Source organism: Metabacillus hrfriensis (assembly GCF_030127205.1).
GTDB classification, from domain to species: Bacteria; Bacillota; Bacilli; order Bacillales; family Bacillaceae; genus Bacillus_P; species Bacillus_P dongyingensis.
Window position 1 is genome coordinate 2,777,800 of the sequence record NZ_CP126116.1, and the last position, 11,860, is coordinate 2,789,659.

Annotated in this window: 11 protein-coding genes, 1 pseudogene and 2 riboswitches; of the genes and pseudogenes, 5 read left to right on the forward strand and 7 right to left on the reverse strand. The window is 38.5% G+C overall.

The window, feature by feature from the left end; all coding sequences use genetic code 11:
* Positions 1–3: 3 nt before the first annotated feature.
* Together cobJ and QLQ22_RS13835 are read right to left on the reverse strand one after the other, a co-directional pair.
* Positions 4–1,626: a precorrin-3B C(17)-methyltransferase gene (gene cobJ / locus QLQ22_RS13830; RefSeq protein WP_223435467.1), complete on the reverse strand. Its 1,623-nt coding sequence runs from the start codon at positions 1,624–1,626 to the stop codon at positions 4–6.
* 344 nt (positions 1,627–1,970) lie between these two features.
* Entirely contained in the window at positions 1,971–2,345 is a 375-nt protein-coding gene (locus QLQ22_RS13835; RefSeq protein ID WP_284014990.1) for a (2Fe-2S) ferredoxin domain-containing protein, read from the reverse strand.
* A gap of 126 nt (positions 2,346–2,471) precedes the next feature.
* Positions 2,472–2,660, reverse strand: a riboswitch (cobalamin riboswitch).
* 474 nt (positions 2,661–3,134) lie between these two features.
* A riboswitch (cobalamin riboswitch) is annotated at positions 3,135–3,326 on the forward strand.
* A gap of 147 nt (positions 3,327–3,473) precedes the next feature.
* On the opposite strand from QLQ22_RS13835, the gene QLQ22_RS13840 reads away from it, so the two are divergent.
* Genes QLQ22_RS13840 through QLQ22_RS13855 form a run of 4 tightly spaced genes read left to right on the forward strand, consistent with a single transcriptional unit; the run spans position 3,474 to position 6,184 of the window.
* Complete coding sequence (locus QLQ22_RS13840) at positions 3,474–4,232, forward strand: energy-coupling factor ABC transporter permease (RefSeq protein WP_284014991.1); 759 nt, start codon at positions 3,474–3,476, stop codon at positions 4,230–4,232.
* On the forward strand, positions 4,233–4,508 hold the full coding sequence (locus tag QLQ22_RS13845) for an energy-coupling factor ABC transporter substrate-binding protein (protein ID WP_284014992.1): 276 nt from the start codon (positions 4,233–4,235) through the stop codon (positions 4,506–4,508). It abuts the gene before it with no gap.
* 25 nt (positions 4,509–4,533) lie between these two features.
* The gene (gene cbiQ / locus QLQ22_RS13850; RefSeq protein WP_223435474.1) at positions 4,534–5,319 is read left to right on the forward strand and encodes a cobalt ECF transporter T component CbiQ; all 786 of its coding nucleotides are present in this window, start codon (positions 4,534–4,536) and stop codon (positions 5,317–5,319) included.
* Positions 5,312–6,184 carry an energy-coupling factor ABC transporter ATP-binding protein gene (locus QLQ22_RS13855; RefSeq protein WP_243550969.1) on the forward strand — a complete coding sequence of 291 codons (873 nt, stop codon included), beginning with the start codon at positions 5,312–5,314 and terminating at the stop codon, positions 6,182–6,184. The genes cbiQ and QLQ22_RS13855 overlap by 8 nt, the downstream gene beginning before the upstream one ends.
* A gap of 84 nt (positions 6,185–6,268) precedes the next feature.
* Here QLQ22_RS13855 and QLQ22_RS13860 read toward each other — a convergent pair whose 3' ends face one another.
* The 5 genes and pseudogenes from QLQ22_RS13860 to QLQ22_RS13880 all read right to left on the reverse strand — a co-directional run bounded on the left by QLQ22_RS13860 (position 6,269) and on the right by QLQ22_RS13880 (position 9,547).
* Positions 6,269–6,727, reverse strand: coding sequence for a DinB family protein (locus QLQ22_RS13860; RefSeq protein ID WP_223435481.1), 459 nt, complete (start codon positions 6,725–6,727; stop codon positions 6,269–6,271).
* An 18-nt stretch (positions 6,728–6,745) separates the two neighbouring features.
* Positions 6,746–7,567: a helix-turn-helix domain-containing protein gene (locus tag QLQ22_RS13865; RefSeq protein WP_284014993.1), complete on the reverse strand. Its 822-nt coding sequence runs from the start codon at positions 7,565–7,567 to the stop codon at positions 6,746–6,748.
* 152 nt (positions 7,568–7,719) lie between these two features.
* Positions 7,720–8,030 (reverse strand): annotated as a pseudogene (locus QLQ22_RS25165) (antibiotic biosynthesis monooxygenase family protein).
* A gap of 16 nt (positions 8,031–8,046) precedes the next feature.
* Positions 8,047–8,820, reverse strand: a complete 774-nt coding sequence (locus QLQ22_RS13875; RefSeq protein ID WP_284014994.1) for an SDR family NAD(P)-dependent oxidoreductase — start codon at positions 8,818–8,820, stop codon at positions 8,047–8,049.
* A gap of 142 nt (positions 8,821–8,962) precedes the next feature.
* Entirely contained in the window at positions 8,963–9,547 is a 585-nt protein-coding gene (locus QLQ22_RS13880) for a YtxH domain-containing protein (protein WP_284014995.1), read from the reverse strand.
* A gap of 190 nt (positions 9,548–9,737) precedes the next feature.
* Between QLQ22_RS13880 and pepF the strand changes: the two genes are divergently transcribed.
* Positions 9,738–11,552, forward strand: coding sequence for an oligoendopeptidase F (pepF, locus tag QLQ22_RS13885; RefSeq protein WP_284014996.1), 1,815 nt, complete (start codon positions 9,738–9,740; stop codon positions 11,550–11,552).
* The last annotated feature ends 308 nt before the right edge of the window (positions 11,553–11,860 follow it).

The following is an 11,860-nucleotide window of genomic DNA, read 5'->3' on the forward strand; positions in this document are numbered from 1 at the left end:
TAATTAGTCTCCGCATGGAGCTGGTTCAATTTCTATCTTCGGTGTCATGTCTCTATAGGTATAGCCCTGAATTTTCCCGACACGTTTAAAGTACTTAAAGAACCTTTCATTTGGATGACCTTTCTCTTTATACTCGTATATAATATTTTCAATAATCTCCACTAGTTTATCTGGCTCAATACCTTCCGCCACAGGCTGTCCTGCATGAGCTGTTCTTCCTACCGTTTTCGCTCCCAAAAACAAATCAAACTTTCCTTTTCTATAAACAATTCCAATGTCCTCGTTTACTGCACCAAAGCACGCCATACCGCAGCCATTGAAGCCAAGCTTCAGCTCTTTAGGCAATTCAAGTCCGCTTAGCTTTTGATGTAACTCTTCAGCATGAGGGATGGAATCCTTTTTCTCGCCTTCGCAGAAATCACAAGCTTTCAGCTGAAAAACATCACCAATAGGTTCTAATAGGAAACCTACACTTCTTAATTTTTGAGTAATGACCTCAGGACTCGCAGTTGGAATTTTTAAATATATTTGATGGTGCGGGGTGTATTCCATTGTCCCCTCATCTCCGACTACCTCAGCGAGAGTGATCATTTGGTCTGGTGTAAACTTCTTATTTGCGATTCCTGGACTTACGGCTAATTCAAAAATCGATACTACTGGATTATTAACAGTCTCGTTTTCCAGAATCCTTTTAGGTTCACCTTCAACTTTACTAAGAGCTTCTAGAGCTAATTGTAAGGAAGCAGCAATACCGTCTATAGTTTTTACTTCAGTACTATGATCAGTTTCATTCTTGCCTTTATGGAGTGCCCATGGTTCATTTTCATGTCTTAAGCGTTCATGCGGTTTTAATCTTTGTTCAGTTGTATTTAATGTATACTTCCTTTGATACCCCCTTGGTGTAATCATTTTATTATCATAAAAAAACGTAGATGAATTCCCAATAACTACAGTCGTCAGCATACCGATATCGTAATCAAGCATATGTGCAAGATCGGTTGTCACAATCTTTTCGCTCTCACGATATGCACTCTTCACCAGCCCAACTGGTGTATCGGGTGATCGATATTGTAATAATATCCTTTGTGCCTCTTGAATTTGTCTTGTGCGGCGTCCACTCTTTGGGTTATACAGAGCTACAACAAAATCAGCTTGTGCGGCCGCTTCAATTCGTTTTTCAATTAGATCCCATGGAGTTAAATGATCACTTAAACTAATCGTGCATGCATCATGCATGATTGGTGCACCAAGAAGAGAAGCACAGGAATTAATGGCCGATATACCAGGGATTACCTCGACACTTACACCTGTTTCTTCTTTCCACCCTTTATCAATTAATACTTCATAGACCAGGCCTGCCATCCCATAAACACCTGCATCACCACTGGAAATGACTGCAACTTTATATCCTTCTTCAGCAAGACGGACAGCCGCTTGAGCACGACTTACTTCCTCGGACATTCCTGTACTAATAATTTTCTGATCGGTCAAGAGATTTTCTATTAACTCAACATATGTTTTATAACCAATGATATAATCGCTCTCTTGTATGGCTTCCTGAGCTCTATTTGTCATATGTTCAAAACTTCCAGGTCCAAAACCAATTACAAGTAACTTTCCCCGCACGTTTGCTCCTCCTTTCAAACTATCAGCCAACATAAACTGCCTGACTCTAAACTAAACGTTTCCAAGATTAATCAGTTTCGATCATCCAGAAATAAATGGCATTCTTGCCGCAGCAGGACAATTCCGGATTCATAACCTTTTTTCAATTGATTTGTTCTTCGTGTTGACGAAAAATTTTAAAAATAATAAGTGAACCAACAACGAGTACCCGTTTATGTAAAGTTGTTTGAGAATTTTTTATCCAGCATAAGTTCCCAAGGTATACCTGATACTCTATCTATGCTAATTCCCCATCAAATTCATGCTGCTATTCAGGAATCTCAAAGGATGACAAATTAACGGCTTTATTTTATTGGTTTGGATATTCCGGCTACACACTCTGTGTTTTCCGGAGCAGCAAAACCTTGTTGATCATATTTGTAAATAACGGCTTCTTCTAAAATTTCTTTTCCAGCCAAATGTTTCTGTACGATTTCACTTCCAATTTCCGGAGTAATCGCCTTGTACCATGTTCCTTCAGGATACACAATTACAACACAAGCATCCTTGCATCTTCCGTTACAGCGGGTTCGTGTCGTATGTATCAAGGTATCAAGATTCATATTTGTGACTTCCTCCCTAATCGCCTGCGTAACCTCCTCGCCTCCTTTCCTCATACAGCTGCTGCCATTGCAAATTAATACATGATGTTTCGTTTCCCTCAAATTCCAAGTTGTCATTTTAGCACTTCCAGTCCATTATTTTTTGAAAAATAAAAATGCACCCCTATATAGATAGAGGTGCACAAAAAATACATAGCAAAAGAACATAGCATTTTCTACTACACATCTACCCATAAGCCCGTGGGTATGCGTAAAAGATAGGCAGGTCTCCTGACTAAGGTTCATTGCTTTATTGCGTCTTCCCGAATATTATCAGTGACATTTGCAATAAGCTCCCCATTACAGTGGCGGGTACCGCGACGGCTTTTCACCGTACTTCCCTTTTAATCAAAATCTTGGTAAGATTTTTGAACCTATCTTTTAATTATTTAATTATTATTCTTAATGTTATTATTTCATAAATTTGTCTATTTCGATATTCATATTAAACAAGAATTCAGAAATTAGCAAACTACTTTTTAAAAAATCGGACAACAAAAAAATCCGTCCAATTATTTTGGCGGATAAAACGGAAGCGCTAAATCACATTAAAATAAGCCATTTCCCCTGCTATTCGTTTCACCATTCCCCCGAAGCAAAAGAAACTTTAATACTAAATTTATGAAACTCAGCGCCTCTACATTATTATTCTGTGAGTTGAGGTGGACACTCCTAAAATTAATGATCGAGACAGAATTAGATATATTAAGATCCTTCTCGTGTATGAAAAAACATTTATTATAAAAATATGAAACCTATTTATGCATATAGTTGGATAAAAAAGGACATAAATACCTCTTTTGATCATGCTAAATCATAGAAAAATAAATAGACAACTGCTAAACCTTATAGTAAGGTATAGACAAATTAATCAATCTTAACAGGTGCTGTACATTGAGAATGTATAGCTTAAAAGGGAAGCTCGGTGTAAGTCCGACACGGTTCCCGCCACTGTAAGTCTGAGTGACCTGCATATTGTCACTGCTTTTTATAAAAAGCGGGAAGACGCAGGAAACAATGAAGATGAGTCAGGAGACCTGCCTGTATAAAGAACATAATGTGACCTACGGGAAATAGGGAGGTGTGTGCGAAAGGATATTGCTGTGTCTGTGTGACGGGCTGACAATTGTCTTGTAAGCATTTAAACTCTAGTGGGTTTAAATGCTTTTTTTATTTGAACGCTACTAATTTTAAGGGAGATTGAAGATGAATAAAAAATCATGGCAGGTGTCACTAATCATGGTGCTGGGATTAACAAGTTATTTTTGGCTGAATTCGTACGAAGATGCTTATGCTATGCATATCATGGAAGGTTTTTTGCCTTTTGGCTGGGCGGTTTTTTGGTGGGCTGCAACACTTCCCTTCATACTTGCCGGCTTGCGTTCTATACGTAAGAAGCTTAAAGAAAACCCTGAATTGAAAACAATGCTTGGCCTGTCTGCTGCTTTTGCGTTTGTATTATCTGCCTTAAAGATTCCCTCAGTAACAGGCAGTTGCTCTCACCCAACTGGAGCAGGTTTAGGAGCCATATTGTTTGGACCTGCAGCAATGAGTGTATTGGGTACGATCGTGCTATTATTTCAGTCATTGTTATTAGCGCACGGCGGTTTGACAACCTTAGGTGCAAATGCTTTTTCGATGGCAGTCGCAGGTCCGTTGTTAGCATATGCAATCTTTAAGATCAGCATTAAAGGGAAGATATCGTTTGCGGTTGCTGTTTTTCTGGCAGCTATGCTGGGAGATTTAGGTACATACTTAGTTACTGCAGTCCAATTAGCTCTAGCATTTCCAGCTGAAGTGGGCGGATTTACAGCATCTTTTTCAAAATTTGCAGCCATCTTTGCCTTTACTCAAATTCCGTTAGCAATTAGTGAAGGATTATTAACGGTTATTGTTATGAATTTGCTACAAAAATATAATATGCCCGAATTAAATCAACTGCCTGCTGTTAAGGAGGTTAGGTAAATGAAAAATTTCATTTTGTTTTTATTCGTTATTGTGCTGGCAATTATTCCTTTATATCTCCAAAAAGATGCTGAATTTGGCGGGGCTGACGGTCAAGCAGAAGAATTAATTGAGGAAATTGCACCTGCTTATGAGCCTTGGTTCAGTACAATTTGGGAGCCGCCAAGCGGTGAAATTGAAAGTTTACTATTTTCTTTACAGGCTGCTGCTGGTGCGATTGTCATTGGTTATGTAATCGGATTTGGCCGGGCCAGGAAAAAATATTCCTCTAAATAAATGGCAGAAACAAGGGATCCTAATGTTGAAAATCGATGATTATGCTTATACTAGTGCATTAAAAGATGTTCATCCAGTTGAGAAAGTTGGGTTTGCTTTTGCTTATTTACTATTTACGATCATTACAAAGAATATATGTATTGCTTGTCTAACATTTATTTTGATGAGTGTAGGTATTGTTTTTGGTGCGAAAATACCTTTTTATCATTATATAAAGCTTCTTCTGTTTCCTTCTTTTTTTCTGTTTTCCAGCATAATTGCCATTTTAGTTTCAATTGCTCCTGCGAATGGTGAAAGAATAAATGCAATATGGAGTATTCAAATGGGATCATGGCAACTATATGTTAGCCCATATAGCATCAATCAGGCCTATCATCTCGCTGCAACTGCCTTAGCAAGTGTGAGCTGTTTGTACTTCCTGATTTTGACAACAACTCTTCCCCAGTTGATATGGGTATTAAAAAAAGTAAACCTGCCGACTCTTTTTATAGAATTAGTGGGATTGACTTATCGTTTTATCTTTGTACTGTTGGATAAGATGCATGAAATCTATCTTTCCCAATCCAGCAGGCTTGGTTATCAAAGTTATAGAGTTTGGATCACTTCTATCGCACAACTTATCGTTAGTCTCTTTATTAAATCGATACGTTCTGCCAGAGAATTGCAAATAGCAATAGACAGCCGCGGCGGAGATGAGGGTTTGTATGAAGTGGAATTGAATGTGACGTATAATCGATTTCACTGCGCAGGAATTACTGTTTCCATTGCAGCACTTTTGGCAATAACCTTTATAACACAGATTATTGAATGAAAATGTAAAAGGGGCTACACCAGTGAGATCACCAATTCTTTCATTTGAAAATGTTACATATAAATATCCAGATGGAACTATTGCATTAAAAGATATTTCATTTTCCATTGAACATGGGAAAAAGATTGCCTTAATAGGCAATAATGGAGCTGGAAAATCAACATTATTCTTGCTTCTTAATGGAATTTTAAAACCAACGGCCGGTTCCATTAAATTTAAAGATAAAAAAATAACATATACACGCAAAGAGATCCGGCAAATTCGTAAACAGGCAGGAATCGTCTTTCAAAATCCTGAGACACAGCTTTTTTCATCAAGTGTTTATGAAGATATTAAATTTGGCCCTAAGAATTTAGGGCTAAATCCTGAAGAGCTAGAAAAAACAGTTAACGAGGCAATGGTTTTAACTGAAACGGAAACTTTAAAAGATAAACCACCTCATTTTTTAAGTATTGGTCAGAAGAAACGGGTTGCATTTGCAGGAATTATTGCAATGAATCCAGAGTTAATGATATTGGACGAGCCAACTGCAGGACTTGATCCCTATTATTCTATGAAAATTATGGAGTTATTGCAAAACTGGAACAATAAAAACCGTACGATATTACTATCTACTCATAATGTTGATCTTGCTTATGAATGGGCCGATGAAGTCATTATCTTAAATAACGGAAAGATTATTGCGCATGGTTCTCCTGCAGAAGTATTTCAAAATGCAGAAGCAATCCAACAAAGTCATTTAGAAAAGCCTTGGGTAATGGAGATTTTTGAAAACCTTGCTGAAACAAAAATTCTTTCACACAAAAATTATCCTAAATCCAAAAAAGAGTTAGTTGAAATAATGAGTACATTAAATAAATGCTAATTTGACAGGGTCACGTTAATAGGTCTGATTTACCTTTATTTAATTAAAAAGCATTCGATGTTCAAGGACATCGAATGCTTTTCTTTAATTTTTCTTAATATACATCGGCAGTTCTGTATGTCCAAGCAAGCGAGCATAAACAAATAGATTTCCTTTATGATTTACTTCATGCTCAATTCCCATTTTAATTAGAGCGGTCCCTGGAATTTTGAATCCGAATACATCTGTTAAATCAATGACTTGATTTAACTCTTCCTCTGTTAACGATTCAAGGATCTGCACCGTTTGTTCCGTATAGAGTTCCGCAAGTTTCAGCAGGTTCGTTTCCGTTATTTCAGCTTCCTGCATGAGCGGCTGTGCATTTCCTGCTTTCACTACAGCTGTAAATTTGTACATCGAAGTCAGCATGTGCGTAATCAGTTTTTCTGTCGTCATGGATGTTTCTGCAGGTTTAAATTCAGGGTTATCATGCTGCATTTTTGATATTAATTCCAGTGTTACAGCTCGGTGTGATAGAAAATGGTTGATTAATTTTGAATTCATTAAATGGCCTCCGGCAAGTTATTTAGCAAATCCCATGAACTGCTTCAGCATAGAAAGACCGTATTTGCGTTCATCTCTCGATTTTTGATGCTGCTGAACAAACGCAAGAAACTTTTGCTCGCGAATTTCAATATGCTTTTTGGCAAGCTCCCGTTCGTATCTGATTTCTTCTTGATACATATTCCTTTCATTGCTTGACGTTTCATGGATCACATCAAGCTTATCATGAAGCGCGGAGAATTGTCCTTTTGCAGCACTCAGCTGAACTTTAGATTGTTCATTAAGCTTATTATGAAGGGCTGAAAATTGTCCCTTTGCAGTACTCAGCTGAACTTTAGATTGTTCATTGAGCTTATTATGAAGCGCCGAGAATTGTCCTTTTGCTGCACTCAGCTGAGTTTTGGAATGCACATCAAGCTCCTGCTTGACCGTTCTCTTCATTTCATCAATCAGCGTCAGCTCCAGCTGATCCATTTTCAGCTCCAAAATAGACATATCCTGTTTCCCTTTTTCTTCGATTAAGTTAAAGATTTCCTCAAGCGCAACTTTTATATTTTTCTTTGCTGAAAGTTCCATATCAGTATCAGCCTTTGCTGCAGCAGCCTCAGATTTCCCGTTCATGTTCAGCATTTGGATAATTGTTTCGTGGTCAAGCTGACTGTCTTTTAAGTGCTTAATTTTACGAAGCACCTCAATATTTTCCGGTGAATACACACGTGCATTTTTATGATCCCTCTCGATTTCCAGAAATGCTGAGAATTCCAGTTCCCACATTTTTAAAATATAAGAAGATTCCCCAAGCAATGAAGCAACCTTTGAAATATTTAATGTTTTCCCCACTTAAAACCCCGCCTTTTCTAATTTTTTGTTGCTATATCATTCGAGGCGGACATAAGAGGATTCCTGCAAGTCGACAAAGGTTCTAAAATAAAGTCATCATCCTATGTATTCATGCGTTTTTCGGCATTTTTTGCTTATCAGGATTTTAATAATTACTCTTTTTGCATGGAGTATTCTTTCTCGATTTTACAAATTTCCACTTTATAATCTGAGTACCATTTTTCTTTTCCAGCTTTCTGCGCACTCAGATGCTGGGTGTGCTGCTTCCATTCTTTTATGGCATCAAGAGAATGCCAATAGGAAATGGTGATTCCGAATCCATCGGGCCCTCTCACACTCTCCCATGTGAAGAAAACCAGGCTGTTTTTTTGGCAGCTTCTTCCATGGATTCAGCCATTTTTTCATAACCGGCAGCATCCTTATCCGATCGCTGTGATGTGAAAATAACTGCATATGTATCCAAAGTTTATAACTCCTTTCTAAAAACCTTGTATGGTCATGCCGCCATCAACAAATAACGTTTGGCCTGTAATGTAACTTGCAGCATCAGATCCCAAAAATACAGCTGGTCCGACAAGTTCAGGCAGCTGGCCAATTCTTTTTAACGGGGTGACAGCTAAAATGTCAGATACATATTTTTCGTCGCTCAATATTTTTTCGGTAAGAGGTGTTTCAAAATACCATGGACCAACAGAGTTAACGGCAATATTATGCTGCCCCCATTCAAAAGCCAATACTTTTGTCATTTGAATCATCGCCGCTTTTGTCTGGGCATAGACGACACCTGTACGCAAGGCAGTATGTCCTGCAACGGAAGAAATATTAATGATTCTGCCGCCATTTCCCTGTTGTTTCATCAGCTCTCCCGCTTTCTGTGACATAAAAAAAGCAGATTTCAAATTTGTATTCATAATCGTTTCCCATTCTTCCTCTGTTACATCAAATGCTTTAGACCGAATATTCATTCCGGCATTATTGATTAAAATATCTATGGCTGGATTGATCTCTTTTATTTGCTCAAATGCCTGATTTATACTGTCTTTATCCGTCACGTCGGTGACAATCGGAAAAGCTTTTTGCCCCATTGCTTTAATTTCGCCTGCAACTTCAAGAAGATCTGCTTCTGTTCTGGAAAGCAGTACAACATCTGCTCCAGCTTCTGCATATCCAATGGCTAATGCTCTTCCAATTCCCCGTCCTGCTCCTGTTATAACGGCAAGTTTGTTTTTCAAGTGAAATGATGGTAAATACATGCTAATCCCTGCTTTCAATGAAATATCTCTTATTTTATCATAAAGTTCCGATTTTTCTGTTTAATAAAGTAACTCTTTCAATAGAAAATTGCTGATTTTAAAAAACAAAAAAAGAGCAGACATTTGTCCGCTCTTTCTGCTATTAAAATTTTCCAACATTGCTTCCTGGAATGGAAGTATGAGTTGTTGGTGTATTTGGTGCTTTTTCAGAAGCAGAACGATTTGTTTCAGATCCTCCAGTTAACTCACTGCCAGCTTCTTTTACCTTTGAGCCGATTGATGCCAGATCTTTTTGTGCGTCTTTAGCTGTAGAAAGTGTATCATTTGAAATTTGAACGACGTCATTCACGTTATCCATAACATCTTCATTTAAACGGTCATAGAGTTTTTTTGCCTCATTGATTGCATCTTTTAATGAATCTGCTGCACTTTTAAATTGTGATACCATTTGATTTTTGACTTCACCTGGATTTTCTTTTACCTGTGTAAAAACATCAACAGATGAATCCTTCAAATTAACAGCTGAGTCTTTCACTTGATTTCGGGTTTTACGGTCAAATAGGGTGACTAGTCCGCCTATAACTGCACCTGCTAAAATTCCCTTTACAAGCTTGCTGTTATTTTTATCTTTGTCTTTTTTTGCAATACTAATTTCAGTCTTCGAAATTTCTGCTGGTGCTGGTTCTGATCCCAGTGTATTGTTTTGGTTCGAATTATAGATTGTCATTGTATTAATCCTCCTGTTTAGTTAATGTCATACTCCATACATACCCACCTTCCTGCTAAAATGAAACCTATTAATTTAACATCTTTTTAATATTTTTAATAATTCGGAATAATCTGTTCATATTTTCTTAGAAGATGTATAATTACTTAGGAACACGAAAGACCAATATTCGTTTTGGAGGGAATGTCCATTGGAAAAAACGATTGAAAAACGTTTATATCGCAGTGAAGTGCCTGCAGAACTGACATGGAATTTAGAAGATTTGTTTGAAACACATCAGGATTGGGAGTCAGAATTAACGACCATTGAACGGGACGCCGCACAAATCAGAAAATATAGAGGGAAGCTCGGTGACGGTGCAAACTCTCTATTGGAATGCCTTCAAGCCGAAGAAAATTTATCAAAAAAAATAGTGAGAGCCGGAACATACATCAGCCTGCAGCAATCTGCAGACGGAACAAATCCCGAGCATCAAGGAAATTACTCTAGGTTTGCTGCCGTTCATTCAAAAGCAAATGCAGATTTATCTTTTATAGAATCTGAACTATTGTCTCTTCCTGACGGAACCATTGATGCATACATAAAGGAACAAAGCGGATTAGCAGCATTCAGCATAAAATTAAATGAATTGCTCCAGTCGAAAGTTCATCAGCTGTCAGAAGAAACAGAAGAAGTATTGGCAGCATTGGGAGAAGTCCACGGTTCACCTTACCGAGTCTATCAAACAAGTAAATCTGCTGATATGGATTTTGGTACAATTGAAGACGAAAATGGGAATGTGCTGCCGAATTCATTTGCACTTTATGAAGACCGCTATGAATTTACGCCGAATACATTTGTAAGAAGAAAAGCATATGATTCTTTCGTTATGACACTGAAAAAATATAAAAACACTTTTGCAGCCACTTATGCTACAGAGGTGAAAAAACAGATTACGGTTTCACGATTGAGAAAGTATGATTCAGTAACAGACATGCTGCTTAAGCCCCAGCATGTGACAAAGGAGATGTATCATAATCAGCTTTCTATTATTCAAAAGGAACTAGCGCCCCATATGCGAACGTTTGCAGCCTTGAAAAAAAGAGTCCTGCAGCTTGAAGAATTGCATTTTTGTGATTTAAAGGCACCGCTTGATACAGAGTTTAATCCTAAAACGACCTATAATGATGCTTGCAGTGTGATCCTGGAAGCACTTGAAGTAATGGGCCCTGAATATACGGAAATTATGAAAAAAGCGTTAGAAGACCGATGGGTTGATCTGGCGGATAATGTAGGGAAATCAACAGGTGCATTCTGTTCAAGCCCTTACGGTGTGCATCCATATATTTTAATCACGTGGCAAGATACGATGAGGGGTGCATTTGTACTTGCACATGAACTTGGCCATGCAGGACATTTCTATTTGGCAAACAAAAATCAGCGCATTATGAATACAAGACCTTCAACATATTTCGTTGAGGCCCCTTCAACATTAAACGAAATGCTGCTTGGCAGGCATTTACTTAAGAAGACCGAGGATAAACGAATGAGACGCTGGGTCATTCTTCAGCTCCTCGGAACGTATTATCATAACTTTGTTACACATTTACTCGAAGGAGAATTCCAGCGCCGGGTCTATGAAGCAGCCGAAACAGGCCAGCCGATTACAGCTAAAATGCTCTGTGATCTTAAAGGGAATGTGCTCTCCTCTTTTTGGGGTGACACGGTAACATTTGATGAGGGAGCCTCATTAACCTGGATGAGACAGCCTCATTATTATATGGGTCTCTACCCTTACACGTACTCAGCTGGACTGACAGCATCAACCTTGGTCTCGCAATTGATAGATGAAGAAGGAAAACCTGCAGTAGACCGCTGGATCGAGGTGTTAAAAGCTGGAGGAACCAAAAAACCAGTGGATCTATTGAAAGATGCAGGCGTGGATATGACAAATCCTGAAGCCATCAGAACAGCCGTCGCATATGTCGGCACGCTTGTTGATGAGCTGGAGAAAAGTTATGAATAACTAGAAAAGCGGAACCGACTGATCAGACCCGAAAGACAGATAAGAATTCACCCGAAAAGTCCGGGTTTGACTTTTTGGGGGGATTTGTTCTGGCCGAGGGGCTAGGAGGTGGAGCTGGACAGTGAAAAGCGGAACCGACTGATCAGACCCGAAAGACAGATAAGAATTCACCCGAAAAGTCCGGGTTTGACTTTTTGGGGGGATTTGTTCTGGCCGAGGGGCTAGGAGGTGGAGCTGGACAGTGAAAAGCAGAACCGACTGGCCAGTGCAGGCAGACTGATTCCTGCAATTTAGGAGTTCGTAATATA